The organism is Oceanobacter kriegii DSM 6294, from assembly GCF_000422845.1.
GTDB classification, from domain to species: Bacteria; Pseudomonadota; Gammaproteobacteria; order Pseudomonadales; family Oceanobacteraceae; genus Oceanobacter; species Oceanobacter kriegii.
The window spans coordinates 372,393-399,319 of record NZ_AUGV01000003.1 but is presented as its reverse complement, the minus strand read 5'-3'; the positions used below and the strand labels follow the sequence as shown (position 1 = coordinate 399,319).

23 protein-coding genes, 1 tRNA gene and 1 riboswitch are annotated in these 26,927 nt (G+C 55.3%); of the genes, 14 read left to right on the top strand and 10 right to left on the bottom strand.

The features are described from left to right. Positions 1 to 46 precede the first annotated feature (46 nt). Positions 47 to 2,194, bottom strand: coding sequence for a TonB-dependent receptor (locus G516_RS0101765; protein WP_028292197.1), 2,148 nt, complete (start codon positions 2,192 to 2,194; stop codon positions 47 to 49). A gap of 105 nt (positions 2,195 to 2,299) precedes the next feature. After that, positions 2,300 to 2,407, bottom strand: a riboswitch (TPP riboswitch). Positions 2,408 to 2,619: 212 nt separating this feature from the next. Here G516_RS0101765 and htpX point away from each other — a divergent pair. Further along, positions 2,620 to 3,501: a protease HtpX gene (gene htpX / locus G516_RS0101760; RefSeq protein ID WP_028292196.1), complete on the top strand. Its 882-nt coding sequence runs from the start codon at positions 2,620 to 2,622 to the stop codon at positions 3,499 to 3,501. Positions 3,502 to 3,609: 108 nt separating this feature from the next. On the opposite strand, the gene G516_RS0101755 is transcribed toward htpX, so the two are convergent. From G516_RS0101755 to G516_RS0101740, 4 genes are all read right to left on the bottom strand, one after another. After that, positions 3,610 to 4,875: a malic enzyme-like NAD(P)-binding protein gene (locus tag G516_RS0101755; protein ID WP_028292195.1), complete on the bottom strand. Its 1,266-nt coding sequence runs from the start codon at positions 4,873 to 4,875 to the stop codon at positions 3,610 to 3,612. Positions 4,876 to 5,057: 182 nt separating this feature from the next. After that, positions 5,058 to 6,431, bottom strand: a complete 1,374-nt coding sequence (locus tag G516_RS0101750) for a HAMP domain-containing sensor histidine kinase (RefSeq protein WP_084644800.1) — start codon at positions 6,429 to 6,431, stop codon at positions 5,058 to 5,060. A 13-nt stretch (positions 6,432 to 6,444) separates the two neighbouring features. Next, positions 6,445 to 7,143, bottom strand: coding sequence for a response regulator (locus G516_RS0101745; RefSeq protein ID WP_407635446.1), 699 nt, complete (start codon positions 7,141 to 7,143; stop codon positions 6,445 to 6,447). 94 nt (positions 7,144 to 7,237) lie between these two features. Then, a complete protein-coding gene (locus G516_RS0101740; RefSeq protein WP_245582584.1) occupies positions 7,238 to 8,254 on the bottom strand; it encodes an AI-2E family transporter in 1,017 nt (338 codons plus the stop codon). Positions 8,255 to 8,396: 142 nt separating this feature from the next. Between G516_RS0101740 and G516_RS0101735 the strand changes: the two genes are divergently transcribed. From G516_RS0101735 to G516_RS23635, 4 genes are all read left to right on the top strand, one after another. Beyond that, positions 8,397 to 8,481, top strand: a tRNA-Leu gene (locus tag G516_RS0101735). 22 nt (positions 8,482 to 8,503) lie between these two features. Continuing rightward, positions 8,504 to 8,881, top strand: coding sequence for a CidA/LrgA family protein (locus G516_RS0101730; RefSeq protein WP_028292191.1), 378 nt, complete (start codon positions 8,504 to 8,506; stop codon positions 8,879 to 8,881). Continuing rightward, positions 8,878 to 9,564, top strand: a complete 687-nt coding sequence (locus G516_RS0101725) for an LrgB family protein (RefSeq protein WP_036533795.1) — start codon at positions 8,878 to 8,880, stop codon at positions 9,562 to 9,564. The genes G516_RS0101730 and G516_RS0101725 overlap by 4 nt, the downstream gene beginning before the upstream one ends. Before the next feature lie 78 nt (positions 9,565 to 9,642). Next, complete coding sequence (locus G516_RS23635) at positions 9,643 to 11,793, top strand: PAS domain-containing hybrid sensor histidine kinase/response regulator (protein WP_051218833.1); 2,151 nt, start codon at positions 9,643 to 9,645, stop codon at positions 11,791 to 11,793. Between the two features lie 35 nt (positions 11,794 to 11,828). On the opposite strand, the gene nudE is transcribed toward G516_RS23635, so the two are convergent. Beyond that, entirely contained in the window at positions 11,829 to 12,392 is a 564-nt protein-coding gene (gene nudE, locus G516_RS0101715) for an ADP compounds hydrolase NudE (RefSeq protein ID WP_028292189.1), read from the bottom strand. Between the two features lie 60 nt (positions 12,393 to 12,452). Here nudE and yrfG point away from each other — a divergent pair, with 60 nt between their 5' ends. From yrfG to G516_RS0101685, 6 genes are all read left to right on the top strand, one after another. Beyond that, on the top strand, positions 12,453 to 13,121 hold the full coding sequence (yrfG, locus tag G516_RS0101710; protein WP_036533792.1) for a GMP/IMP nucleotidase: 669 nt from the start codon (positions 12,453 to 12,455) through the stop codon (positions 13,119 to 13,121). A 7-nt stretch (positions 13,122 to 13,128) separates the two neighbouring features. Continuing rightward, positions 13,129 to 13,530, top strand: a complete 402-nt coding sequence (hslR, locus tag G516_RS0101705; RefSeq protein ID WP_028292187.1) for a ribosome-associated heat shock protein Hsp15 — start codon at positions 13,129 to 13,131, stop codon at positions 13,528 to 13,530. A 17-nt stretch (positions 13,531 to 13,547) separates the two neighbouring features. Further along, positions 13,548 to 14,402, top strand: coding sequence for an Hsp33 family molecular chaperone HslO (gene hslO / locus G516_RS0101700; protein ID WP_028292186.1), 855 nt, complete (start codon positions 13,548 to 13,550; stop codon positions 14,400 to 14,402). A gap of 217 nt (positions 14,403 to 14,619) precedes the next feature. Beyond that, entirely contained in the window at positions 14,620 to 16,206 is a 1,587-nt protein-coding gene (locus tag G516_RS0101695) for a phosphoenolpyruvate carboxykinase (protein ID WP_084644799.1), read from the top strand. Positions 16,207 to 16,401: 195 nt separating this feature from the next. Next, on the top strand, positions 16,402 to 17,907 hold the full coding sequence (locus G516_RS0101690) for an SPFH domain-containing protein (protein ID WP_245582583.1): 1,506 nt from the start codon (positions 16,402 to 16,404) through the stop codon (positions 17,905 to 17,907). Positions 17,908 to 18,077: 170 nt separating this feature from the next. Then, the gene (locus G516_RS0101685) at positions 18,078 to 20,444 is read left to right on the top strand and encodes a Tex family protein (RefSeq protein WP_028292183.1); all 2,367 of its coding nucleotides are present in this window, start codon (positions 18,078 to 18,080) and stop codon (positions 20,442 to 20,444) included. Positions 20,445 to 20,488: 44 nt separating this feature from the next. Here the strand turns inward: G516_RS0101685 and G516_RS20630 are convergent, their stop codons facing one another. The 3 genes from G516_RS20630 to G516_RS0101670 are packed head-to-tail and all read right to left on the bottom strand — an operon-like array spanning position 20,489 to position 23,069. Next, on the bottom strand, positions 20,489 to 20,974 hold the full coding sequence (locus tag G516_RS20630) for a tetratricopeptide repeat protein (RefSeq protein ID WP_051218832.1): 486 nt from the start codon (positions 20,972 to 20,974) through the stop codon (positions 20,489 to 20,491). A 9-nt stretch (positions 20,975 to 20,983) separates the two neighbouring features. Beyond that, complete coding sequence (locus G516_RS0101675; protein ID WP_028292182.1) at positions 20,984 to 21,832, bottom strand: hypothetical protein; 849 nt, start codon at positions 21,830 to 21,832, stop codon at positions 20,984 to 20,986. Next, positions 21,825 to 23,069, bottom strand: coding sequence for a LysM peptidoglycan-binding domain-containing protein (locus tag G516_RS0101670; protein WP_028292181.1), 1,245 nt, complete (start codon positions 23,067 to 23,069; stop codon positions 21,825 to 21,827). Before G516_RS0101670 ends, G516_RS0101675 begins: the two co-directional genes overlap by 8 nt. Before the next feature lie 228 nt (positions 23,070 to 23,297). Between G516_RS0101670 and gshA the strand changes: the two genes are divergently transcribed. After that, on the top strand, positions 23,298 to 24,908 hold the full coding sequence (gene gshA / locus G516_RS0101665; protein WP_245582582.1) for a glutamate--cysteine ligase: 1,611 nt from the start codon (positions 23,298 to 23,300) through the stop codon (positions 24,906 to 24,908). Positions 24,909 to 24,993: 85 nt separating this feature from the next. On the opposite strand, the gene G516_RS0101660 is transcribed toward gshA, so the two are convergent. Next, the gene (locus G516_RS0101660; protein WP_051218831.1) at positions 24,994 to 25,401 is read right to left on the bottom strand and encodes a flagellar basal body-associated FliL family protein; all 408 of its coding nucleotides are present in this window, start codon (positions 25,399 to 25,401) and stop codon (positions 24,994 to 24,996) included. 156 nt (positions 25,402 to 25,557) lie between these two features. On the opposite strand from G516_RS0101660, the gene G516_RS0101655 reads away from it, so the two are divergent. Together G516_RS0101655 and G516_RS0101650 are read left to right on the top strand one after the other, a co-directional pair. Beyond that, a complete protein-coding gene (locus G516_RS0101655; RefSeq protein ID WP_028292178.1) occupies positions 25,558 to 26,076 on the top strand; it encodes a disulfide bond formation protein B in 519 nt (172 codons plus the stop codon). Positions 26,077 to 26,255: 179 nt separating this feature from the next. Then, positions 26,256 to 26,732, top strand: a complete 477-nt coding sequence (locus G516_RS0101650; RefSeq protein ID WP_028292177.1) for an Rsd/AlgQ family anti-sigma factor — start codon at positions 26,256 to 26,258, stop codon at positions 26,730 to 26,732. The last annotated feature ends 195 nt before the right edge of the window (positions 26,733 to 26,927 follow it).

The following is a 26,927-nucleotide window of genomic DNA, read 5'->3' as shown; positions in this document are numbered from 1 at the left end:
CCCGGCTGGCTGGCAGTCTGCCTCCCGCCGGGCGTCTGATTCCGCATCAGAAGTAGTATTTGCCTTCTACGCCAAACAACCGTGGGGTGCCGTACTGCACCCAGCGTTCATTGGTATAGCCATCACGCGGGTCGTTACCGAAGTGGAAACCACGCACTTCGTAATCGACGTTGGTCAGGTTACGGCCATACAGCGCCAGTTGCCACTGGCTGGCATCGTAGCCAATGCGAGCATGCCACAGCTGGTAGGCGCTGGATTTTTCGTTATGGCTGTCGGACAGGTAGAAGCTGTCCTTGGCTTCCTGCTCTACCGTCAGGCTGAAGCCGTTGCCCAGCAGGTAGTTCAGACGGTTGGTGAAGCTGTATTCCGGCGACTGAGCCTGCTCGCGTCCGTTCATGCTGAAGGTGCCATCGTCGGTTTCGTACTGATAATCGAGGAATTCGGTTTTCAGGTAACCACCGGAGAAGGCCCAGTCGACTTGCTCGGACAGTGCCAGATCGAACTCCACTTCCACACCGTAGTTCTGACCTTCAGCCGCGTTGGCGAGGTAATCCTGGAAGGTAAAACCACCGGTGTCGTTTGGTATCGCATACGAACTTTTCACCTGCTGGTCCTTGCGCAGGATATAAAACGCGGCAACACGAGTCTGCAGGCGGTCGTTGAGACTGCTGGATTTCAGACCGGCTTCCCAGGCGTAGTTGTATTCGGTATCGAAGGTGCGGTTGGCCTCGCTGATATCCGGGTCGGTGTTGACGCCACCGGCTTTGAAACCACGGGCCAACGAGGCATAGGCCAGCTGGTTCTCGTTGAGCAGGTATTCAGCCGTGATTTTGCCGCCCCACAAGTTCTCGGTGCGATCTTCATCAATGCTGTTGCTGTCGTTGTAGTCGGTCGACCAGCGCTCGGCACGCAAGCCCAGAGTCAGACTCAGCTGTTCATTGATGACGCTGCTCAGCTCACCGTAAAGCGCCTGGGACGCGGTTTCCAGTTCGCTATCGAACGGGCCCGTCCAGGTATATTCACGATCCAGTGATTCGTCCCGGCTCATGCGGTAGTAGCCCACCACCCAATCGGTGCTATCGCCAAACAGACGACCTTGCTCGGATGAGGTCAGGCGCAGGTCCAGTTCACGACGCTGGTAATCACGCAGGTAACGGTCGGTAGACGAGTAGCCATCTGCATCGGCCAGACATTCCCCCTGGGTGGTGTCACACGGGTCCGGTGTATACACAGGGTCGTCAGACATCCAGATGTACTGGCCGTAGGCCCAGTCTTCGTCGTAGCTGTATTCGGTATCCGAGTTGCTGCCAGACAGATGAACGCGCAGGTCGAAGGCGTCAGCGGCTTCGGAAGTCCAGGTCAGTGCAGCAGCGTTGGTGTTCTGCACGTCCTTGCCCGGCTCATCGGAGTAGGTGGTACGGGTGTTATCCAGCGAGAAACCGTCATAGCCGTTATCCACGTTGATACGCAGCAGGGTCAGATCGAGCTGGTTACGGGCATTCAGCTCCACCGCGGCTTTCAGACGCAGCAGTTGCTCGTCGATGTTCTGGGTATCGTCGCGATCCAGATACGCATTGCGCATGTAGCCATCGGAGGTGTTTTTGTGGGCCGCCAGACGCAGTTTCACCTTGTCGGATACCGCACCGGATACCGCCGCACCCAGGGCGCGGGTGTTGTAGTTGCCAAGCTTGCCGCTGACCATGCCTTCAAATTCATCGGTCGGGGCGTTGCTTTCAATGTTGATCATGCCGGCCAGTGCGTTGGCACCAAACCGGGTGCCTTGCGGGCCACGTAACACTTCCACCTGCTGCACATCAAACAGGCCAGCACCACCACCCAAACCGGTCATGTCGATGCCGTCCACGCGCAAACCCACCGACGGGTTCACCGGGTCGACAAACTGGCTGCGCTCACCAATGCCACGAATCTGGTAGTAACGGCCACGGGACGCGCCGGAGCTGAAGTTCACGTTGGGGGCAAGCGACAGCACGCTTTCCAGATGATCGGCGGAACGTTCTTCAATGGCTGCCTCGCCAACCACGGTGGTGGCTTCCGGAATGGTTTGCACATCGGCCTGACGGAAGTCGGCGGTCACCACCACTTCTTCCTCAATGTTATCCACAGTGCTTGCCTGAACGGGCAAGACAACGGCGGCAGTCAGTGCCACTAACAGGGGAGATTTCTGGAACTTCACTGGGGTCAATCCTCTTTAATACTGAGCAAAAGGAGACCCGGTTCAGACGGAACTGCGTAGGTGATTGCGTCAGGCAACCGCTAGAAGAAACCGAACTGCCGCAGAGCTGCGACACTCGCCCATTCCTACGCCGGTACTAACCGGATCAGGTTCTAGGGGTTTATGCCGATGGCAAGTCTCAGGCTACAAAGCGAGCCACCCCCTGGGACGGGCGCAATTATACAGTTTTCGGCCGATAGGCCAAGATTTATACAGGGTTGTACACACTCTCAGGGGAAAACGTCTATTTCCCCTGAGAATCGACGGTCGCTACGGTGTAGCGACAGGCATCATCAAATTCCACTTGAATTCCGCAGTAAAAGACTCAATTTTATAGTCATAGATTTCGTGATTAAGCGCTTATAACAACTCGGGAGAATCCGCTCATGTTGCGCATTGCATTATTCCTGGCCACTAACCTGGCCGTTATTTTTATTGCCAGCATTACGCTGCGATTACTGGGCTTCGAAGGCTATATGAATGCCCAGGGGCTGAACTTCGGCGCCTTGCTGGTGTTCTGTCTGGTGTTCGGCATGGTCGGCTCGTTTATTTCCTTGCTGCTGTCCAAGTGGATGGCCAAGAAAGGCATGAACGTGCAAATCATCGACTCACCGCAGAACGCCGGTGAACAATGGTTGCTGAGCACGGTACAGGAGCTGTCTCAGAAAGCCGGTATCAAAACCCCGGAAGTGGGTATTTTTGCTTCTTCGGCGCCTAACGCTTTTGCCACCGGCTGGAACAGGAACGACGCACTGGTGGCGGTTTCCACCGGTTTGCTGCAACGCATGGACAAGGAACAGGTAAAAGCCGTGCTGGGCCACGAGATTGGTCACGTGGCCAACGGTGACATGGTGACGCTGGCGCTGATTCAGGGTGTAGTGAACGCTTTTGTGATGTTCTTCGCCCGCATCATCGGTAACTTCGTCGACAAGGCGATTCTGAAGAACGAAGACGGCCCTGGCATTGGTTTCTTCGTTGCGACTCTGGTTTCCGAACTGGTGCTGGGTATTCTGGCCTCGTTCATTGTCGCCTGGTTCAGCCGTCGTCGTGAGTACCGTGCCGATATCGCCGGTGCCGACCTGGTCAGCCCGGTGGCTATGATCAGTGCACTGGCGGCGTTGCAAGACGCCTATGACCAACCGTCCGAACTGAACGGCGAACTGGTGGCCTTTGGTATTCGTGGTGAAGGCAAGCTGTCTGCACTGGCAGCGTCCCACCCACCTCTGCCTGACCGTATCAACGCCCTGAAGCAGCGTTACGGCGTGTAATTGCCCTGGCGTCTGGCGTCTGACGATCAACATCCTGAATGCCAGACACAAAAAAACCGCCACTCTTACGAGGGGCGGTTTTTTATTACCCGAAAGTCAGGTCGCGGATCAAACGTCAGCGATGGACTTCAGTGGGTAGTTGGCAGGCAGTTCGGAAACCTTTGCCACACCAGTGTCGATAGCAGCTTGTGCAACCGCACCAGCAACCACGCCCAGCAGACGGGAATCAACGGCTTTAGGAATGATGTAGTCCTTGCCGAATTCCAGAGCATCCAGACCGTAAGCGTCCAGAACTTCCTGAGTCACAGGCTCTTTCGCCAGCGCAGCCAGTGCCTTGGCAGCAGCCAGTTTCATTTCTTCGTTGATGCGCTTGGCACGTACGTCCAGAGCACCACGGAAGATGAATGGGAAGCCCAGTACGTTGTTTACCTGGTTAGGGTAGTCAGAACGGCCAGTTGCCATGATGGCGTCTGGACGAGCTTCAGCAACGACTTCCGGCATGATTTCCGGAACAGGGTTGGCACAAGCGAAGATGATCGGGTTTTCAGCCATGGTAGCGATCTGTTCGCCAGTTACCATGTTTGGACCAGACAGACCCAGGAAGATGTCGGCACCGTTCAGTGCGTCGTCGATGGTGCGCTTGTCGGTATCAACAGCGAACATGGACTTGTACTGGTTCAGGTCGTCACGACCGCTGTGGATCACGCCTTTACGGTCACACATGAAGATGTTTTCTGGCTTCATACCGGCCAGGATCATCAGCTTGGAGCAGGAGATCGCTGCAGCGCCAGCGCCCAGTACGGCCATTTTGGCGTCTTCGATCTTCTTGCCAACCACTTCCAGTGCGTTCAGGGCACCGGCAACGGTCACAATCGCAGTACCATGCTGGTCGTCATGGAATACCGGAATGTCACACTGCTCGATCAGGGTGCGTTCGATTTCGAAGCACTCAGGAGCCTTGATGTCTTCCAGGTTGATGCCACCGAAGGTGTTGGCAATGCGACGAACGGTGTCGATGAACGCTTGTGGGCTTTCGCTTTCCACTTCGATATCGATGGAGTCAACGCCAGCGAAACGCTTGAACAGCAGGGATTTACCTTCCATTACTGGCTTGGAAGCCAGTGGACCCAGGTCGCCCAGACCCAGAATTGCAGTACCGTCAGAAATTACGGCAACCAGGTTACCCTTGGCGGTGTATTTGTAGGCATTCTCAGGATCGGCGGCAATTTCCTTTACCGGCTCAGCCACACCTGGGCTGTAGGCCAGTGACAGGTCGCGAGAGGTCGCTGCAGGCGTGCTCAGCTCAACGCTGATTTTGCCTGGCTTTGGAAATTGATGGTAATCCAGAGCTGCTTGCTTGAAATCTTCTGACATAGTGCTCATCCAGTCGTTTTTTGTGTTGTGAATACCTCACGACCGCTGCCTAACACCATTGTCTAACTGGACAGCGGGCAAAGAGGGGCATCTTTAATAACAAAAAGAAATTGGCTTTTCCACTAAATCAATGGAAATGGTGACTATAAGCAGAACAGACATTTATGCCCATTTTTCACAGCTCAGTTGGTAGAAGTACCTACAGGGAAGCGTAATGTCACTCTAAGTCCCGGTTCGCAATTGCGGGCATATACATTTCCTGAATGGAGTTCGGCCACGCGATAAACCAGCGCCAGACCAAGGCCGTAACCGGAATCAGAGCCGATTTTGGGACTGCGAGCCGGGTCAATCTGGGTGAATGGCGTGAAAATACGCTCCAGCATGTCGTCTGGCACCCCTGGCCCCTGATCCTGAACCGAGATTTCGACCCACCGTTCGTGCTGTTGCACGCTCAGGGTCAGCACACCACCTTCTGGCGAAAAACGGATGGCATTGCGCAGCAGGTTGTCGACCGCACGCTCCACCAGCATCCAGTCCCAGTGGCAGGCATCGAGGTCGGCCTGAATATCGGTGTTGAGGGTCAAACCCTTGTCGTCTATTTCCACTTCGGCATCCATCAGCCAGATTTTGACGTGATGGGCCGGGTTATCGGTTTCGGCCTGCAACTGACCAGCGTTGAGCTGTGCCAGCCGCGCCAGATCGAGAATCTGGGCAATCAGACCATCCACCTGCTCGACCGCCCGTTCAATGCGGTCATGTTCTTTCAGCACAATGCCATCGGTGTCTTTTTTACGCGCAATGCCCAGTGCCATTTGCAAGCGGGTAAGCGGCGAGCGCAGTTCGTGGGAGACATCGCGCAGCAACTGTCGTTGGCTTTGCAGCAGCCGGTTGGTCGCCCCGGCCATGCTGGCCACTTCAGCGATCAAGACACCAATTTCATCGTGACGGTTCTCATCGGCACCCAGCTCGGACACGTCGAAGTTGCCCTGCGACATTTGCCGCACCACCCGCTGCAAACGCCGCATTGGGTGCGTCAGGCTCCAGACCAGCGCGAAACACAGCAGGGTCACCACCACAAACACCACGATCGGCAACACCCAGCGACGGTTGTCGTCGAGGAAGTTCGACCAGGCCTGACGGGAAACCCCCATATACAGGTAATTGCCGCTTTGCACTGGCCCCAACATCAGCCAGCCATCGTTCTGGCCGTACATCACCTTGCCTTCCAGCGCCGCGGTATCGGCAAACTCTTCGAGATCGTGGGGTAACTCACCGACCCGGTTTACCTGCACCGACACCAGATTCCAGCCGGGCTGCAATTGGCTCCAGAGCATGCGGCCCTCGGCCATGATCGGGGGTTGGCGTTCAATCAGCGATACCAGCAAACGGGCATCGTTCTGGGAGGCGGGTTTGATAAAGTCGTTGGAGAGCCAGTCGCTGGTCACGACCGCAACGGCCATTGCCAGCGACAACGCCAGCCAAAACCAGAGAAACACCTTGAGGTATAGGGATTGATACCAGCGTACTCTTTTCTGGCCTGGACTGACGGTTTTCATAACATGGAAGGAATCAGGATTTCACCAGCAGGTAGCCACGGCTGCGCACGGTCTTGATCCAATCACCACCATCCATACGGCGGCCCAGTTTCTTGCGCAGGTTGCTGACGTGCATATCAATCGAACGGTCGTAAGCCATCAACGCACGGCCCAGTGCCGCCATCGACAGGTTGTCCTTGCTGACCAGTTCACCGGCGTGTTCCATCAGGCATTGCAGCACACCGAATTCGGCGCCCGTCAGGGTCAGGTGTTCGCCACTGATGGAAACACTGCGATCGGTCGGTTTGAGGGTCAGATCGCCCACCGCCAGAATGCCATCGTCGCTTTCGTGAGCAGGCTCGCCCGCCAGCTCAATACGGCGGAACAGGGCACGGATACGCGCCACCAGCTCATGGTGATGATACGGCTTGGCAATGTAATCGTCTGCGCCGTGCTCCAGACCCAGCACCCGATCAACGCTTTCGCCACGGGCAGTCAGCATGATCACGGGAATGGTCGACTCAACACGCAACTTGCGCAGCAGTTCGAAACCGTTCAGCCCCGGCAGCATAACGTCGAGCAGCACCAGATCGTAGCGGTCGCTAAGGGCTTCCGTCAGGCCGGTTTCACCGTCGTGTACGGCGTTAACTTCAAACCCTTCCATGGAAAGGTATTCTTGCAGCAGTTCGCCCAGTTCAACGTCATCGTCAATAAGCAGTATAGATTTCATCATGATCCTCCGGCCGCCAGTCTAGGCGCTATCCGGTCTATCCCAAATCGGGTTTACGATAATTTGCAACGACCCGCGCAGTGTCGCGCAAGCCGGGTTAATGATCCATTAAGGTTGCCATCCAGCGGCTTTGCGGGCGGGTTTCCAGGGCGATTTTCACCACCATGGTCAGCGGGATCGACAACAACATCCCTACCGGCCCCAACACCCAGCCCCAGAATACTAACGACAGAAACACCACCAGCGTTGACAAGCCCAGGGTTCGACCCATCATTCGAGGCTCAATCACATTGCCAAACAGGGTGTTGACCACCATGTAGGTAATGATGGTGGCCAGCGCTTCCGCCGGGCCGAGCTGAATCAGCGCAACCAGTACCGCTGGCACCGCTGCAATAATGGAACCGATATTGGGGATATAGTTCAGCAAAAATGCCACCAGTGCCCACATCGGCGCGTAATCCACCCCGATGATCCACAACACCAGACCAATACTGACCCCGGTGCCCATGCTCATCAGGGTTTTGATGGCCAGATACCGTTGCACCAGTGCACTAAAGCGTTCGAAATTGCTTAACGCTGTGGTGTGCTCACCGAACGCCCGTTTCAGTTTGTCCGGCATGCCCGAGGCTTCCATCAGAATAAAGATCACGGTGAACAGAATCAGGAAGGCATTGGTGAGTACACCGCCCAGGCCATTGAAGACGGTGGCGACCGCGTTCATGGCCACGCCAGGATTGATGTACTCCTTGAGAACATTTTTGGGCACGTCGATGCCAAAGCCCTGCACCCAGTCGATGGTTTGCGAAAACAGGGATTGCAGTTTGGTTTCGTAGGTTGGCATGTCCTGATAGAAGGCATTAATGGTGCCCCCCAGAAACATCGCCAGCGCCGATCCCAGCACCAGAAAACCAACTACCAATATCAGTACGGCCAGAATGCCCGGCACGCCACGACGCCCCAGCCAATGCAGCAGCGGCGCACTCATCACCGCAATGAACACCGACAACAGAAACGGCACAAGCATGTCTGCCGCACTTTTGATACCCGCAATAACGATAATGGCGGATGCCAGCGTCAGTAATACACTGCTGGCCAATTGAGTATTATTCGACACGTTCCACTCCATGATGCATGGTCGATCTTTAGCATTTCTCCACGGAAGGTACATCACTCCCATGAAATTCGCACCACAGATACTTTCCCGCTGCGGCAGACTTGGCAAAGGTAATTTACTCGCGTATAGTCCGCGACCTTCTGCGGAAGTGGCGAAATTGGTAGACGCACTGGATTTAGGTTCCAGCGCCGCAAGGTGTGAGAGTTCGAGTCTCTCCTTCCGCACCATTCCTGATTTCAGGGGCCGGTTATGATTGGCTTTCTGATCCTGCTGTTTTTTCTTGTTGCTGGCATGTTCGCCCAGCAAACCCTGTCATTACCCATCCCGGCATCCATTGCTGGCATGTTGCTATTGCTGACGTTTTTGCTGTTGCGCGGCTCTGTGCCTCAGTCGTTGCGCCAAACCACCCAGTTTTTAGCCCCCTGGCTGCCGATGTTTCTGGTGCCCGTCAGCGTTGGCATTGTGATGCACAAGCAGCTGCTGGCAGACCATGGCCTGATGCTGTTGATGATTCTGACCGTCAGCCTGATTCCCGGTGTACTGGTGTGCGCAGCCTGCATGCACATCGGTGTTGCTGCGAAAGTTGCCGCGAAAGAAGGCAACGCCAGTGGGGAGAACGACCAATGATGACCCTGCTGCAAACCCCGCTGTTCTGGGCCATGCTGACCATTGCCGCGTTTGTACTGAGCCAGCAAGCCTATCTGAAGCTGCGCAAGCCGGTGTTCCTGCCACCGATTTTGTTGGCCATCGTAATCCTGATTGCGGTGCTGCTGCTGACCCATACCGATTACGCCGTCTATATGGAAGGCGGTCAGTACCTGCACGACATGCTCGGCCCCTTGATTGTGATGCTGGCCGTGCCGCTCTATCAGCAGCTCAAGCACATGAAAAAACACTGGCTACGGATCATGCTGGCGGTGTCCTGCGGCAGCCTGACTACCGTACTGGTGGCCTGGGGCATGACCGTTTGGCTGATTGGCGACCCGCTGATCAGCACCACCATGGTGACCAAGTCGATCACAACACCGGTGGCGGTTGCCATTACCAACCAGATTGGCGGCAACGCCTCGCTGGCGTCAGGTTTTGTAATTATTACCGGAATCCTCGGTGCCGTGCTGATTGTGCCTATACTGAAACTGCTCAATATGAATCAGCCAGCAACCGCGGGGTTGAGCCTGGGAGTGTGCGGCCATGCCATTGGCACCGGCCGGGCACTGGAACTGGGCGAAACCGAGTCGGCATATGCCGCCATGGCCATGACCCTGACGGCCACCCTGCACGCAATTTTACTGCCCTGGCTGATGCTGTGATGCCCTTGTTTGGCCGCTGACGTTCTGTCGTTCAGGGCCTGCCTGGGCACCTTAACCAGAACCAGCCAAGGGATTGCCATGTCACTTGTAGCCCGTCAGCTCGTGCTGTTGCTGACCCTGTTTCTGATTGCCACGGCCATGATGGCAGTCAGTATTTTCGACATTCTGGATCAGGCTGAAAAACTCAACGGCCTTGATGACGCAGTGTCGATGCTGGCGGCCGCCCTGATCCTGATGTTTCTGGCTGGGCTCGCCAGTCTGGTGTTGTTTTCCGGCTACTGGCGCAAAAACCGCCACCACGTGCTGCGCAAGGGATTCAGCTGGGACCACGTCAATGGTCTGGTGCTGCACATCAACAGCAAACAACAGATTCTGGATGCCAACCCCCAGTTCGAACAGCTGTTCGGTTTGCGCAAGGGCCAGTCGCTGAACCAACTGCAAGCGGGCGACGAAAGGCAGGAAGTCGCCAAGCAGCTGCGCCACGCCCTCACCACCCAATCCATGGTGCAGTTTGAAGTCAGCTTGTTGGATCAGGCCGACGAATGGACCCGTTGGAGTGTGGTTGCCCGCCCCTGGCAAAACGATGAGCACCGCGCAGGCAAAGGCCAGACCGACTGCCTGCTGCTGACCGCCGATGACATCAGCATGCGCTTTTTTGCCGAAGAGCAATTGCGCGAAGAACGCCAGCGGCTGTCGACTTACATCGACACCATGCAAACCCTGCTGATCGTGTGCAATCAGGACGGGCTGGTTTTGCACACCAACCCGGAAGCCCAAAAGCGTTTGCAGCTGCCCGAACACCAGATCAAGGGCTACCCGCTAACCTACCTGTTGCCGAGCCATGCCAGCGCCATTCTGAACCAGCAATGGCAAAACCTTCTCAGTCGCGCCAGCGGCAGCCTGACCACCGAATTCCCGCTGATTACCTCCACCGGCAAACAGCACATCATTCGCTGGCGCATGACGGTGCTGAAACTGTCAGGCCAAACCCAGGTGCTACTGGCGGGGCTGGATATTTCAGAGGACGTTGCCAACAAGGAAGCGCTGGAATCCGCCAACATCAAGATTCGCGAAGCGCTGGCTCAGGCAGAGCAGGCCAACCGCTCCAAGTCGGTGTTTCTGGCCAACATGAGCCACGAGATTCGCACACCGATGAACGGCATTCTGGGGGCCTCCGAACTGGCACTGGACACCGAGCTGGACGAAGACCAACGCCACTATCTGGATATTATCCACAGCAGCAGCCATGCCCTGTTGGATATTCTGAACGACATTCTCGACCTGTCGAAAATTGAATCCGGCAAGCTGGAACTGGAACAGATCGAGTTCGACCTCGACACCCTGCTGACCGAGCTGCATGCGCTGTTTCGGGAGCCTGCCCGTCGCAAAGGACTGGATCTGGTGTATTTGTACAGCGGTGAATTGCCAGTGTTCTGGCTTGGCGACCCCAAACGCATTCGCCAGATCATCACCAACCTGATCAGCAACGCCATGAAGTTCACCGAGCAGGGACGCATCAGCATTCGGGTCGATGGCCAGCTGGACGACAAGGGCCAACAGCAACTGAACATTGCCGTCACCGATACCGGCATTGGCATTCCGCCCGAGAAGCAGCAACAGATCTTTTCTGCCTTCCGTCAGGCCGACAGCAGCACCAGCCGCCGCTTTGGCGGTACCGGTCTGGGGCTGACCATTTGCCGTTACCTGGCTCGCGCCATGCAAGGTGAAGTCAGCCTCCACAGCGTGCAGGGCGAAGGCAGCACCTTTACGTTATCCATCCCGCTGACCGCGGCGCAACATCAGCAGTCTTCCGCGATGGCTGCCGAAGCCAAGCGGCATGCACGTCTGAAAGGCTCGGTGTTGCTGGCTGAAGACAATGACGTTAACCGCCGGGTGGCGGTGAAGATGCTGGAGAAGCTCGGTTTGCACTGCACGGTGGCGGAAGATGGTCTGGCAGCGGTGCAAGCCGTTCAGAGCCAGCACTTTGATCTGGTGTTAATGGACATCAACATGCCGGTGATGGATGGCATTACCGCCACCCGTCGTATTCGCGAATCGGACATGCCCAACAACAACCTGCCGATTCTGGCGCTGACCGCCAACGCCATGATGGAAGATCGCCAGCGCTGTTTGCAGGCCGGCATGAACGGGTTTATCAGCAAACCCATCAAGGTCGATGCCTTGCGCATCGCCATTGCCGAAGCCCTGCCACGGCTGACGTTCAATTAATTCGGAGACCCTCTGAAGAGATTCGCTGGCGGCGCTTACAGCACCTCGCCTTCAAACTGCCCCGCCAGCCAGCTGCGCGCCAATGACAATGCTGCCAACGCTCGGCCTTCGGTGAAGTCGTCACGGGCAAACAAGGCATCCAGCTGATCCAATGGCCACGGCACCAGCTCCAGCGGTTCTGGCTCATCGCCTTCCAGTTTGGATGGCGTCAGCCCACGCGCCAGCACCACATCAATGCCGCCACTCATGTAGCTGGGCGACAGACTCAGGCGCTTGAGATACACAAATTCGCTGGCGGCAAAGCCAATTTCTTCCTGCAATTCCCGGTTACAGGCATCACGGATGGTTTCGCCCATGTCTACCGCGCCCTTTGGCAGCGTCAGGGTGTAATCGTCAATACCGCCGCCGTATTCACGGATCAGGGCGACCTGATTGTCGTCCATCAGCGCCACCATCATCACCGCCCCATGACCACCGGAGACCAACCGCTCATAGGTGCGCTCGACGCCATTGCTGAACTGCAAATCGACCGATTCCACCGTAAACAAGCGGCTACGGGCGACAACAGAACGGTGCAGAATTCGAGGTTTTTTATCCATATCAGCCACGCTTACAATAACCTCACATGAAAAAAAGTAGGTGAGCGGAGTATAAACCCCATGACTGTAATCGACTGGCAGCAGATTGATATCGTACTTCTGGACATGGACGGCACCCTGCTGGACCTGCACTTCGACAACTATTTCTGGCTCACTCACGTCCCTGCTGAATACGCCCGCCTGCACAACCTCAGCCTGGATGACGCCCTGACCGAGCTGAACAAAAGCTTTATTGGCCTGCGCGGCACCCTCAACTGGTATTGCCTCGACCACTGGACCGAACTCACCGGTCTGCCCATCGCCGAGCTGAAGAAAGACGTCGCCAACAAAATTGGCTGGCGTCCGCATACCCGGGAGTTCCTGACCCGCCTTGGCGACATGGGTAAACGCCGGGTGATTGTCACCAACGCTCACCGCGACAGCGTCGACCTGAAACTGCTGCACACCGGCCTGGACCAGTACGTCGATCGCATCATCAGCTCCCACGATTACCGCGAACCGAAAGAAAGTCAGGCATTTTGGCAGCACCTGAGCCGTAACGAAGCCTTCCAACCCGACCGCGCCCTACTGATTGATGACAGCCTCGCTGTGTTAGAATCGGCGCAACGCTGGGGCATCGGCCAACTGCTGGCCATCCAGCACCCGGACAGCGCCAAACCGGCTCAGCCGCAGGATCGCTTCCCCGGCATTCATCATTTCGACGAACTGGACATACTCCAGGGAGAGTAACGACCGCGTGACTGACAACAGCCAGAAGGTACGCCTCGACAAATGGTTATGGGCGGCCCGTTTTTTCAAAACCCGCTCGCTGGCCAAAACCGCCATCGAAGGCGGCAAGGTGCATTACGAAGGTCAGCGCTGCAAAGTCAGCAAAATGGCCGACGTCGGCGACACCCTGCTGATTCGTCAGGGCTTCGACGAGAAAGAAGTGGTCATCAAGGCGTTATCGGAACAGCGCCGTGGCGCACCGGAAGCCCGCTTGCTTTATGAAGAAACGCCCCAAAGTATCAAGGCCCGAATGGACAAGTCCGAACAGCGCAAGGTGCTGAAAGCCTCGATGCCAACCCCGGACCACAAACCCAACAAGAAAGAGCGCCGCGATATGCGTCGCTTTGAAAAGATCTACCAGGATCTCTGACCCGACAGGTGAATTGAATGACCCAGACCAGTGCGGACCAGCTCCAGCGCTTCTCTTTTGACGACGTTGCGATTCGTGGCGAAGTTGCCCACTTGAATCAGGCCTATCAGGACGTCCTGAGCCGTCATCAATACCCGCAACCGATTGCTGTGGCGGTGGGCAAACTGATGGCCGCCACCGCGATGCTGAGCGCCAACCTCAAGTTCAAGGGCCGTCTGACCTTGCAAATTCGTCTGCCGGGCAACATCTCGCTGATTCAGGCAGAAACCGACGAACAAGGCCAGTTGCGCGCCATCGCCCGCTACGACGAAAACCAGCCCAGCGAAGAACTGAGTTTTGAAGACGGCCAGATGGTGATCACCATTGAACCGGATCAGGGCCAGCGCTATCAGGGCATCACCCTGATTGAAGGCGGCGACGTTGCCGCCGCTCTGGAAGAGTATTTCGTGCAGTCCGAACAGCTCGCCAGCCGCTTCTGGCTGATGTGCGATGGCCAGCAAGCGGCTGGTTTCATGCTGCAGCAGCTGCCGTCCAAGCGCACCGACGACGACATTGACGCCTGGGACCGGGTCAGCCACCTGGCCGCCACCATCAAGCAGCAAGAACTGCTGGAGCTGGCTAACGAAGAGTTGCTGCACCGCCTTTACCACGAAGAAAACGTGCGCGTGTATCCGGCCAGTTCTCTCAGCTTCCATTGCACCTGCTCACGTGACCGTCTGGCCAACGCCCTGCATCAGGTCGGCAAAACCGCCATCAGCGAAATGATTGAAGAAAGCGGTCACATCGACGTTAACTGCGAATTTTGTCAGCAACACTACCGCTTCGACGAAACCGACATGAGCGAATTGTTCCCTGAGAATAATTTGCATTAAGTGATATAGTACCGCGCCGCTATTCCCTGGCAGGCAATAGCGGCCACAGAGATCTACTAACACTCGTAAGGTCAGCAGAATAGCAGACTGTTATACGGGTTATTGATCTGGCCAATGGCCAGACACTTAGCGCAAGGCTGGTTTTCTGGCATACTTGCGCGTCTCTCAGCACAAGATCACTCGAAAGCACACGAGTGAATGAACAAAACGACTGGTAATGGCCCAAAAGGCCACCGCAACTGCGAGGACCCATCTGGGTATCGATATGACCACTGTATACACGGATTTATCTACGCCTTTTCTGGTAGAACAAGCGATTGCTCGTGGCGAAGGCGAACTGCAAGACAACGGCGCACTGGTAGTAAAAACCGGCGCACGTACTGGCCGTTCCCCGATGGACAAGTTCATCGTTGAAGAGCCAAGCAGCAAAGACGCTATCGACTGGGGCAACATCAACCGTCCATTTGATGCCGACAAGTTCGACGCCCTGTGGGACCGTGTAGAAGAGTTCGTATCCCAGACTGATAGCTTCGTTTCCCACGTCCACGTAGGCTCTGACCCGCAGCACTACCTGGCCGTTAAAATGACCACCCAGACTGCCTGGCAGAACCTGTTTGGCCGTAACCTGTTCATCCTGCCAGAAAGCTACAACCCTTCCGACAAGGAAGAGTGGCAGATCCTGAACGTTGCTGGCTTCGAATGTGTTCCAGAGCGTGACGGCACCAACTCTGACGGTTGTGTGATCGTTAACTTCGCTCAGCGCAAGGTACTGATCGCTGGCATGCGTTACGCCGGTGAAATGAAGAAGGCCATGTTCGGTGTGCAGAACTTCCTGCTGCCAGAAAAAGACGTACTGCCAATGCACTGCTCCGCCAACGTTGGCGAAGATGGCGACGTTTGCCTGTTCTTCGGTCTGTCCGGTACCGGTAAAACCACCCTGTCCGCCGACCCTGAGCGTTACCTGATTGGTGACGACGAGCACGGTTGGGGCAAGGGCACCGTATTCAACCTGGAAGGTGGTTGCTACGCCAAGACCATCAACCTGTCCAAGAAGAACGAGCCAATCATCTGGGACGCCATCCGCTTTGGCGCCATCGTTGAAAACGTAGTGATTAACGAGACCACTCGCACTGCCGACTACGACGACACTTCCCTGACTGAAAACGGTCGTTGTGCCTACCCTCTGACTCACGTTGAAAAGCGTGTTGAAGAGAACATGGCTGGCGAACCAAAAGCCGTTATCTTCCTGACCTGTGACATGACCGGCGTACTGCCTCCAGTGTCCATCCTGAACAACGAACAGGCGGCTTACCACTTCCTGTCTGGCTACACCGCACTGGTTGGTTCAACCGAAATGGGCGGCGTGAAAGGCCTGCGTTCTACCTTCTCTACCTGCTTCGGCGCACCATTCTTCCCACGTCCAGCTGGCGAATACGCCGAACTGCTGATCAAGCGCGTGAAAGAATTCGACTCCCAGGTGTACCTGGTCAACACTGGCTGGACCGGTGGTCCAAACGGTGCTGGCGGTGAGCGCTTCTCCATCCCGACTACCCGTGCTGTGATCGCTGCGATCCAGACTGGTCAGCTGCGCGGTGTTGAAACCGAAACCGTTCCTGTGTTCGGTCTGGAAGTTCCAACCGCACTGGAAGGCGTTGACAGCAAGGTTCTGAACCCACGCAACGCATGGGCCGATCAGGACAAGTACGACACAGCAGCACAGCAGCTGGCTGGCCAGTTCATCGAAAACTTCAAGAAGTACGATGTATCTGACGCCATCCTGGCAGCCGGTCCGAAACTGGACTGAGTGACTGACCTGTAGAAAATGCCCCCACGGCCTTTGGCCCTGGGGGCATTTTTTTGCTCGCTTGCCGGGCCACCCGCCGCTTTTCTTCCGTTAACCCGCACCAGAAGGGCTTGAAAAGCCCCACCACATCACGCCATTTGGTCATCCAATCGATATATGATTGCGCCCCTTCAATAACACAAGGAAGTATCTACGATGGCTTTTTGGGGCATATTCGTCGGCGTCGTCTGTATTCTGGCGATCATTGGTTTGGGCTTTGTGCGCTCAGCACAACGTATGAAAATTGAACGCATTCGTTCAGAGCTGGAAAGCCAGGGCAAAACGCCGGACGAAATCAACGAGCGACTGGATGCGCTGGGCTACGACATACCAACCCAGGTCACGCCGGTACTGATCAGCGCTGCCGTACTGTCCTTTATGCTAGGCGCATTCAACCAGATATTCTTCTACGCCGAACCCGGCTATATCTACCACGTCCGCACCATCACTGGTGACGAAAAAGTGGTCTCGGACGTGGGCTATAACGTCTACCTGTTTGGCCGTTACAACGCCTGGAAGCGCTCCATGACCGTGCAAGCCATTGCCGGCCGTTCGGAGCGACTGGATGCCGAAAGTGACCAGTCTGACGCCAGCGCGATACTGCCACCACTGAACATCATGTTCCTCGATCAGGTTGATGCCGATGCCGAAGCCACCGTGCGCTTCTCGATTCCGGAGGACGAGCAAAACTTCCTCAAACTGGCCCATGAATACCGCTCCCCCGAGAACCTGCTGCGCACCGCTCTGATGCCTGCGTTCAAGGAAACCCTGCAAGCCACCGCGTCATTGATGAGCGCGGAAGAGTACTACTCGGGCAGCCGCTCCGAATTCAATACCGAATTCGAAAATCAGATGAACAGCGGCATTTACATCGTGCGCCGGGAAGAAATTCTCAAAAGCACCGGCCGCAAAGTCACCAGTACCGCCAACGCCTCTCTGGGCAAAAACCAACAGGAATACGGCGACGAAACCAAAACCACCTTTGTGGTTAACAAGGTACTGGGCGAAGACGGCCAACCTCGCCGCAAAGTACAGAAATTCACCAATTTGGGCATCGCCGTACTGGACGCCCGCGTCACCGACATGCGCCCCAACAACAAGTTTGTTGAACGCATGCAGCTGAAGCAAAAAGCCTCCGCCGACCGCGCCATCGCCCGGGAACAACGGATACAGGAAGAAGAACAGCGCTTGCTGGCAATCGCCAAGGGTGAACGCGAAGTGGCCGAGCGTCAGGCGCAAGCCAAGGTGGAACAGATTCAACGGACGACTGAAGCAGAGACCGAAAAGCAGCTGGCTTTAACCAACGCCCAGAAGCTGAAAGAACAGGCGGAAATTGCCAAGGAAACCGCCCAGATCGAACTGGAGAAAGCCCGCATCGAAGCGGAAACCCAGCGCACCCTGGCCGATGCTGAAGCCTACCAGAAAGAAGTGATTCTGAAGGCCGACAACGCCCTTGCCCAAAAACTGCAAGCTGAAATCGAAATCCAGAAAACCTGGGCTGACGCCTTTGCTCGCCGTGCCGTCCCTACCAACGTCTTTGGTAGCGGCAGTGGCTCAGGCGCACCGACCGGTTCGGACTCCGAAGTCCAGGCCTTTATGCAACTGCTGACGCTGGATGCTGCCAAGCGGTTGAGCTACTCACGCGAGATTGAAGGCAAATAAGCCAGTTACAGGCATTCTACACAGGGTAAATCCTGCCAAAGGGCGGGATTTACTCAAAATGTCACTGGTTCGTGCTACCCTAACCCCTGTATATTTAACCATACAAACTGTGTTTTCCAGCGATCACAGAGCCATCGAATTCAGAAGAAACAAGACGGACCCCCTTCCCTATGCTGCTCGAATCCATTGGCCAACGCCTGGCCGAAGAACTCAACATTCGCCCGCAACAAGTCAGCGCTGCTGTTGGCCTGTTGGATGAAGGGGCAACGGTTCCCTTTATTTCCCGCTACCGTAAGGAAGTCACCGGCTCGCTGGACGACAGCCAGCTGCGGACGCTGGAAGAACGCTTGCGCTACCTGCGCGAGATGGAAGACCGCCGCGATGCCATTCTCAAAAGCATTGAAGAACAGGGCAAACTCAGCGACGAGCTGAAGCGCGACATTCTGGGTGCCGATACCAAGACCCGTCTGGAAGATTTGTACCTGCCGTACAAGAAGAAGCGCCGCACCAAGGGCCAAATCGCCATTGAAGCCGGTCTGGAGCCGCTGGCCGATCGCCTGTTAGACAACCCGGACCTGAACCCGGAAGCCGAAGCGGCCGCCTTTATTAACAGCGAAAAAGACGTCAACGACACCAAAGCTGCGCTGGATGGCGCCAAGTACATCCTGATGGAACGCTTCGCTGAAGACGCCAACCTGCTGGCCAAACTGCGTCAGTTCCTCAAGCAGGAGGCCACGCTCTCGGTGCGCGTGGTACCGGGCAAGGAAAACGAAGGCGCCAAGTTCGCTGACTACTTCGAACACGACGAAGCTTTGAAAAGCGTGCCAAGCCATCGTGCGCTGGCGATTCTGCGTGGCCGCAACGAAGGCGTGTTGAATTTTTCACTGGCCACCGCTGCCGAGTTGGAAGACAAGCTGGCCAGCAGCCCTTGCGAAGCCATGATTGCCGAGCACTTTGCCATTAAAAACGAACAACGTGCTGCCGACCGCTGGCTGGCCGAAGTGGTGAAATGGACCTGGCGCATCAAATTGCTGACGCACCTGGAAACCGAACTGGTTGGCCAGCTACGCGAAGTGGCCGAAGAATCTGCCATCAAGGTATTCGCCGACAACCTCAAGGACCTGCTGCTGGCAGCACCTGCGGGTTCCAAGGTGACCATGGGCCTGGACCCGGGCTTGCGTACCGGTGTGAAAGTGGCGGTTGTGGATAACACCGGTAAGGTGGTCGACCACAGCACTGTTTACTGCACTCCGCCACAGAACAAGTTCGCCGAATCCGAAGCGGTGTTGATGGCCATGATCGCCAAACACGGCGTACAACTGATTGCCATCGGCAACGGTACCGGCTCCCGTGAAACCGACAAGTTCGTCGGCGACATGCTGAAGAAGATCAATCCAAAACTGGACGCCAGCCAGAAGGTCCAGAAAATCATGGTCAACGAAGCCGGCGCGTCGGTGTACTCCGCCTCCGAACTGGCCGCAAAGGAATTCCCGGATCTGGACGTGACCATTCGTGGCGCCGTGTCCATCGCCCGCCGTCTGCAAGACCCGCTGGCGGAACTGGTGAAAATCGAACCGAAGTCCATTGGTGTGGGCCAGTACCAGCACGACGTGAACCAGAGCCAACTGGCGCGTTCACTGGACGCCGTTGTTGAAGACTGTGTGAACTCGGTTGGTGTCGACCTCAACATGGCCTCCGCGCCGCTGCTGAGCCGTATTTCCGGTTTGAACAGCACACTGGCCAACAACATCGTTGCCTTCCGTGACACTAACGGTCGCTTCAACAGCCGTGACGACCTGAAACAGGTACCACGCCTGGGGGCAAAGACCTTCGAACAGGCGGCAGGTTTCCTGCGCATTATGGACGGCAGCAACCCACTCGACGCGTCAGCAGTGCACCCGGAATCCTACAAGGTGGTGCAAACCATCGCGCAAGAATCCGGCCGTGATATCAAGAGCCTGGTGGGCGACCGTGGTTTGCTGAAAGCCGTCAACGCCGAGAAGTTCGCCACCGAACAGACCGGTGTGATCACCATCAAGGACATTCTGGCCGAGCTGGAAAAGCCGGGCCGCGATCCGCGTCCTGAGTTCAAGTTCGCTGAATTCCAGGAAGGTGTCGAAAAGATCTCCGACCTCAAGCCAAACATGGTGCTGGAAGGCGTCATTACCAACGTCGCCGCCTTTGGTGCATTCGTTGATATCGGCGTGCATCAGGACGGCCTGGTGCACATCTCGGCACTGTCCGACACCTTTGTGAAAGACCCGCGCGACGTCGTCAAAGCCGGTGACATCGTTAAAGTGAAGGTGATGGAAGTCGACGTACCACGCCAGCGTATTGGCCTGTCGATGCGTATGAGCGACGACGCCAACGAAAAAGCCGCGGAAAAACTCGGTGGTGGTGATAAGCGCAGCCAATCCCGTCGTTCAGGTAATGGCGGCGGCAAGAGCCAAAAGACGTCTTTTGGTGGCAACCAGCAAGGTCAGGGTGCCATGGCTGGCGCACTGGCTGCAGCGTTTGCCAACGCAAAGAAGAAGTAAGTAGAAACAAAGGCCCCTGATTGGAATCATCAGGGGCCTTTGGATTACGTCGCTGCTGAAAACGTCCGAATGGTCTTCATTGTCTGTTTAGCCAGATCACTGTTTGGAAACTCCTGCAACGCCCGTTCGAAGGCAGCAATTGCCTCCTCTCCACGCTCCAGCTGCACCAGACAGCTGCCGATATTCACCAGCGCTAACTCCCGGTAACAAGGCTTGCTACAAGACAACAGAAACAGATAACGCCCCTTATCGATCCACTGGTGCCGACTGAAAAAGTCGTAGCTGTCCTTGAAGTGCTGCATCGCCTGTTCAAAATTCCCGGCATGAGCTGCCGACATACCCGCGCGATGATGCCTTGCCACCCCGCGTCTCAAGACCAGGAACAAGACAAAATACGCGACGATTGACCATGTGAAGGCATCACCTGTCTGCAACCAGTTAAACAGCGCTTCAAAGCCGAACATCACGGCAAGATGGATAAACAATGTGTACCACGCTACTTGCTGCGTGGTTGGTTTACTGGAAAACATGGCTGCTCCTTAGCCTGCGTCTATCTTGTCGAAGGAGGGTTTAAACCCCTCATCAATGGACAGGTAGAAGGATTTTATATAGGCATATTTCTCTTTGATTTTTGGATACTCTGAAATCAGTGATCTCATTTTTTCCGGCTCAGAGAAAATCATGCCAACATATTCGTTGTAATCATTCTCGACTCCCGTCTCGCCGTAATAGGAAACAAGGCCTCGTTTGAAGTAATATTCTTCTTCTTTTATTTCAACGTCGCGCTCCAGCACAGCAATAAAATAGAAAGGATTTTTATCCGACTCATACTTAAAATCCTTACCCAGAATATTTCTCCAGCCGATCTCATCGAAAGAGTATTTTTCCATTAGCATGGAGCTAAGCTCATGATGGAACGTAGAAGCAACATATTCATCTGGTACAACCCCAGAATCTGACTCCGTAGCTATGTACAAAGCGCCGAGGCCGGGATCATAGGTCCCTCCTGAGCTTAGCCCTCGATTTACCAGATGAGACACTATAACGACAATTTTAAGATCAGATTTAACACTATCTGGAAGCACTCGTACTTCGTCACTTAACAATTCAAAAAGATGAATTACCCTGGCTTTGGACTCAACCGGCTCACCCGAGTTTTCCGTTCCAATCTGACTAGTACTCTTCCAGCTCTCGGGAGTGACATCACCAGTCAAACCATTACTGAACTTAACACCAAGTGAACTTTCGAGTCGGCTATCATATTCTTCAAAAATAGTAACCGACTTCAAATAGTCTATTATTCCGTATCCTTTCGACTGAACGATAATTTCAATCGAAAGGAAAAGAAAAAAAGAATAAACAACATACTTAAGGTTTTTTTTACTCATCAACAAGGTCTATATCCGTATCCACATTGGCAATCGCAGGTGTTGAAACGCCCAGAATCCCGGCTGCCCATGTACGAGCTTTACCCGCTGTTTCATACACTACTTTTTCAGTACGTTGAGCAAAGCTGATCAAACTCGACTCTATCTTTGTAGCATAACGGCCTAGTCGCATTGTAATTCTGCCAATCGGTTTGGTGCCTATTACTAATGCCCCCCGAATCATCGCGGCTGCAAGCGCAAAACAGACGGCGTCGTCAGCAATACCAAGACCTGCGGTCAGAAAGTCCTCAATAATCGTCCCAACGATAAGGCCCACTGCCGTGAGTATGATTCCACCTGCGCCCAACGAACTACCCAAGTCATCCCAAATGGTCTCACTCTGTTGCTGAAACGCACTACGATCACCTTTTTTACCCTCGGGATTATCCATAACAGCAACGATTGCTACCGTAATCTCTGTCCCCAAAACCGTCGCACGTCCCACCTTGGCCTTGGAAAAGTTGAAGGTTTGGCTACCTTTCAGTGCGGGCTTTCCATCAACCACCGCGGCTTCCATACTGACTTTTACACCGTTGAGTTGTGCCGCAATTCCCGAGGACAACTTCACCGAGCCCGTTGCTTTATCCAATTCCAGCTTGGTATCTGCAATCAACTTACCAACGATTGTTTCAGCTTCTTTTTGAGTAGCCAGCTCAATAGCGCCAGACTGCTTGATGGTGGTCGACAAGTCAGAGTCGTTTTTGATTTCCACCAGCAGTTTGCCCTCCATCTCCATCGTCATGGTGACCATGGGTGTCTTCACCTTGCGAAGCTCGACTTTGCCCAGATCAATTTCTACTTTTGGAGCGTCAATCATCTTTGCCTTGGCATGCCCAAGTGGCTTCTCTCCATTGGGCAACGACTTGTTGCTGCACATATAGCGACTGACGATACGATCTTCATTGACGCCCTTGGCGGAGAGTTGTTTCCGCTTCTCGATGATTTCGTCTCTGACCCGAATCATCTTAATGCGATCCACCGCCTTGGCTTTGTTCGCCGCTGGAATCACCAGCTTCTGGCCAACCAGAATCAGATCCGGGTCCAGAATCACGGTGCCAGTCTCGCATACGACCCGAGGCTGGTTGTTGTAGTTGAAAATCACCGGCCACAGGGTCGGATCTTTATAGAAGCGTTGCGACAAGTCCCAGAGGCAGTCGCCTTTCTGGACGGTATAAGGGGTGTTTCGATCGGCTTGCATTCGGGCATTCCTTGCGCGGTCAATAAAATTGCCGCCAGTTTCATGCCCTGTTTTGCTTAATTCCGGTAAGTCATCACAGTTCAGAGCCTGTAGACGAAACTTTATCCCTGTATGAGACCTGTGCAGCGATTTGGAAAAGTGATTTTCTGTTGTGCCCGATTCGCCCCGTACTACCGCTGGCCAGTTTCTTTTATACTGCGCCGATATTTGCCCGGAATCGAGACGACCTTGGCCACTACAACTTCCACCATTGCCTCCCGAGATCCTGCGTACCAGCAAGCACTGGATATGCTTGGAGATGACACCGTTGCTGCGGCGCTGGCGCGTTTGCAGCGTGGTATCGAAAAAGAGGGGCTGCGTTGCTCCAATGAAGGCGTGATCAGTCAGAAACCGCATCCCAAAGGTCTGGGTTCAACGCTGACGCACCCGAGCATCACCACGGATTATTCGGAAGCGCTGCTGGAGTTTATTACGCCGGTGTATGGCAGTGCCCACGAGGCCATTGCCAGTCTGGATGTCGCGCACCGTTTTGCTTTCAGCCAGATGGAGGCCGAGCTGATCTGGCCAAGCTCCATGCCGTGTGTGCTGAATGGTGAAATGTCGGTCCCTATTGCCGACTATGGCAGCAGCAATATTGGTCGTCTGAAGCACGTTTACCGTCATGGTTTGTGGCACCGTTATGGCCGCATCATGCAGTGCATTGCCGGTATTCATTACAACTTCTCGGTGCCGGATAGCCTGTGGGAGGCGTTGAAGCAGCAGGATGACGTGGCTGGCGAATCCATGCAGGATTTTGTCTCGCGCCGTTATTTTGGTCTGATCCGTAACTTCCGCCGTTATTCCTGGCTGTTGTTGTACCTGTTTGGTGCTTCGCCAGCGGTGTGTCGCACCTTCCTCGAAGGCAAACAGCACAACCTCGAAACCCTGCATAAACACACCTTGTACGCCCCTTACGCCACCTCCCTGCGTATGAGCGATCTGGGTTATACCAACAACGCTCAGGCCGGCTTGCGCGTGTGTTACAACAGCGTTGATGACTATGTCCGCACCCTCGGTGCCGCAATGGAAATCAAGGAGCCGCGTTATCAGGACATGGGGGTTCAGAACGACGCTGGCGACTACATGCAGCTGAATACCAACCTGCTGCAAATTGAAAACGAGTTCTACAGCGACATTCGCCCTAAACGGGTGGCCAAACACGGCGAAAAACCGTTGCAGTCGCTGGACCGCTACGGCGTTGAATACATCGAAGTGCGTTGTACCGACCTGAACCCGTACCTGCCGGTTGGCATCGACGTGCCACAAGCAGCCTTCATGGATACCTTCCTGATGTACTGTCTGCTGAAAGACAGTGCGCCGATTGATGATGTTGAATTCAACTGTCTGCGCCAGAATCTGGAAAAAACCGTGATGCGCGGCCGTGAGCCGGGGCTGATGCTGAGCCGCTGCCGCGAATGTGGCGGCGACGATATTTCCCTGCAAGACTGGGGATTGGAGTTACTCGACGACATGGCCGATCTGGCTCTGCGCATGGATCAGGCCAACCATCACAGCTTCCATCAGGACTCACTCCAGCAACAGCGCCTGAAGGTGATCGATGCCAATCTGACACCGTCCGCCATGGTGCTGAACACGCTGAAAGAAACCGGTATGGAATTCGCTGAATTTACGCTGGATCAGGCCTGCCAACACCGCAAGGCAATGTCCGAGCCTCTGACTGGCGCCACCGCCCAGCACTGGAAAGACAAGGCCAAACGGTCGCTCGAAGAGCAGGCCGCACTGGAAGCCGGCGACGACATGCCCTTCGATCAGTTCCGGCATCAATACCTGAATCGCTGAGCGGCTTTAAGTACCCGAACCAACCAGTCAACCAGAACAAAACAGGCCAGCATTGCTGGCCTGTTCAGGTTTGGCACCAGGGTCCCTAGTTTTGCACCACAAAGGTATTGAAGAACAGGTCATCCACGTAGGGCATGCCTTCCAGCCGTTGCATGGTGCGACGCATCTCTTCCAGCGCCAGCCCGCGTATCGACTCACGTCCCTGCGACGAGTTAATTACCTTGGGTTCCTGGGCACTCAGCAGGAACACCAGCGCGTTACGCAACGACGGCTTGTGCTGGGTGACCTTTCCCGCCGCTTCCGAGGACGACACCTTGAGGGCAATCTCCGTACGCAAGTAACGCATGCGGCCAGTGCTGCCAAAGTTGATCACCAGCGCGGGCTCAAAATAGATGTACTGCACGCTGGAAACGCCCCCGGCTTCCTCCTCGGCACGCGCCTCTGTGCCCAGCAGTGCCAGCAGCACCACAAAAACTCCCATGAAGCGGAACATAATCAACTCCCGATGGCCTTACTTTGCTGATTTACCATCAAGCTTAGCAGGGGATCGGCGCTTGTCCGGTCACTGCGCAAAAGGAATGACACAAGGCCGTGATATATTCAGGCCACTGTCGATATCAACCGAACCATTTGACTTCAGGGAAGCACAATGAGCCCCACCCCTCTTCGTTTTCTGTACCTCGCCGGATTCTTTATTTGCGCCGCCTTGCTGGGCACCGCCTACTACTTCGAAATTGTCGAGTTTATGGAGCCCTGCCCGCTGTGTATGGCCCAGCGTTTCTTTGTGCTGATGGTGGGTATTTTCTGTTTGCTGGCATTCCTGTTCGATAACTTCCGGATTCCTTCCCGGCTGTCGCTGGGGCTTGGCAGCGCCTTTGCCATTGGTGGCGCCTTCGTCGCCGACCACCACGTCTATATCCAGAACCTGCCACCGGAAGATGTACCGGCCTGTGGCCCCAGCTTTGAGTACCTGATGGACACTCTGCCACTGGACGCCTTGCTGAACATCATGCTGGAAGGCAACGGCAACTGTGCCGATATTTCCTGGATGTACATGGACATGAGCATGCCGCAATGGATGCGTTTGATTTTCATCGTGTTTGCGGTGGTTGGTGTGATCAGCCTGATCATCAGCTGGCGTCGTGGCAACCGTCTGCAAGCGGCCTGAACAAGCACAGACACCCGAAAACGCAAGCGCAAAAAGGCAAAAAAGCTGCTTGATTGCGCCTCTGGCCCGGGCCTATATTGGTCGACAGGGCCGGAAGAACTACCGTAAGAATCACTCCAGGCCTATGGCAAACCCTTGCGACACAGCAAGGTTTCCAGAGACCGCAACAGGAGCCCGCTATGCTCGAAAAAGTCAACAATGCCAAGGAACGCTGGGGTGGAGTTCACACCGTCGTTGATACCTGGCTGAACAGCCGCCAGGCGCTGATCGTTCAATTTTATAATCTGTCTGCCGCCAAGCCGCTGTGCCCGGAACAGCCACCACTGGCTGAACTGGTGCAAGGCTTCTGCCAAACCATGATGGATTACTGCTCAGCAGGCCATTTCGATATTTACGAACGCCTGATGACGGAAGCTCGTGAGTTTGACGATGGCGGTGTCGAGTTTGCCGAAACCATCGTGCCACGTCTGGATGAACTGACCGGCGTGTGCGTCGACTTCAACGACAACTACGACCGCTACTGCGATATGGAACAACTGGGCAAGCTGCCTGCGGCGCTGTCGCTGTTGGGTGAAGTGCTGGAAGAGCGCTTTGCGCTGGAAGACCAGCTGATTGAGCGTTTGCACACTGCCCACGCCGAAGCCGTTGCCGACTGATCCATCGGCCTGATCAGCGTTGGTCTGTCGCCCGACAGGCCAGCGCTATTAATTCCAACGTTATCCCCCGTCTTCCCCTTCTCGCTTTCTCCTTTTTGCTTATTCACTGTTACCAGCGATTTGCCGGACACTGCCCGCAACATGCCCTCTGGTGGTCTAGACTTAATGGACTTATCCATCCGTCGTGTCTGAACA

Coding starts and splice junctions, on each gene's coding strand:
- htpX (WP_028292196.1), top strand. CDS start 2,620: ATGTTGCGCATTGCATTATTCCTGGCCACTAACCTGGCCGTTATTTTT.
- G516_RS0101755 (WP_028292195.1), bottom strand. CDS start 4,875: ATGTCAGAAGATTTCAAGCAAGCAGCTCTGGATTACCATCAATTTCCA.
- G516_RS0101750 (WP_084644800.1), bottom strand. CDS start 6,431: ATGAAAACCGTCAGTCCAGGCCAGAAAAGAGTACGCTGGTATCAATCC.
- G516_RS0101745 (WP_407635446.1), bottom strand. CDS start 7,143: ATGATGAAATCTATACTGCTTATTGACGATGACGTTGAACTGGGCGAA.
- G516_RS0101730 (WP_028292191.1), top strand. CDS start 8,504: ATGATTGGCTTTCTGATCCTGCTGTTTTTTCTTGTTGCTGGCATGTTC.
- G516_RS0101725 (WP_036533795.1), top strand. CDS start 8,878: ATGATGACCCTGCTGCAAACCCCGCTGTTCTGGGCCATGCTGACCATT.
- G516_RS23635 (WP_051218833.1), top strand. CDS start 9,643: ATGTCACTTGTAGCCCGTCAGCTCGTGCTGTTGCTGACCCTGTTTCTG.
- nudE (WP_028292189.1), bottom strand. CDS start 12,392: ATGGATAAAAAACCTCGAATTCTGCACCGTTCTGTTGTCGCCCGTAGC.
- yrfG (WP_036533792.1), top strand. CDS start 12,453: ATGACTGTAATCGACTGGCAGCAGATTGATATCGTACTTCTGGACATG.
- hslO (WP_028292186.1), top strand. CDS start 13,548: ATGACCCAGACCAGTGCGGACCAGCTCCAGCGCTTCTCTTTTGACGAC.
- G516_RS0101695 (WP_084644799.1), top strand. CDS start 14,620: ATGGCCCAAAAGGCCACCGCAACTGCGAGGACCCATCTGGGTATCGAT.
- G516_RS0101690 (WP_245582583.1), top strand. CDS start 16,402: ATGGCTTTTTGGGGCATATTCGTCGGCGTCGTCTGTATTCTGGCGATC.
- G516_RS0101685 (WP_028292183.1), top strand. CDS start 18,078: ATGCTGCTCGAATCCATTGGCCAACGCCTGGCCGAAGAACTCAACATT.
- G516_RS20630 (WP_051218832.1), bottom strand. CDS start 20,974: ATGTTTTCCAGTAAACCAACCACGCAGCAAGTAGCGTGGTACACATTG.
- G516_RS0101675 (WP_028292182.1), bottom strand. CDS start 21,832: ATGAGTAAAAAAAACCTTAAGTATGTTGTTTATTCTTTTTTTCTTTTC.
- G516_RS0101670 (WP_028292181.1), bottom strand. CDS start 23,069: ATGCAAGCCGATCGAAACACCCCTTATACCGTCCAGAAAGGCGACTGC.
- G516_RS0101660 (WP_051218831.1), bottom strand. CDS start 25,401: ATGTTCCGCTTCATGGGAGTTTTTGTGGTGCTGCTGGCACTGCTGGGC.
- G516_RS0101655 (WP_028292178.1), top strand. CDS start 25,558: ATGAGCCCCACCCCTCTTCGTTTTCTGTACCTCGCCGGATTCTTTATT.
- G516_RS0101650 (WP_028292177.1), top strand. CDS start 26,256: ATGCTCGAAAAAGTCAACAATGCCAAGGAACGCTGGGGTGGAGTTCAC.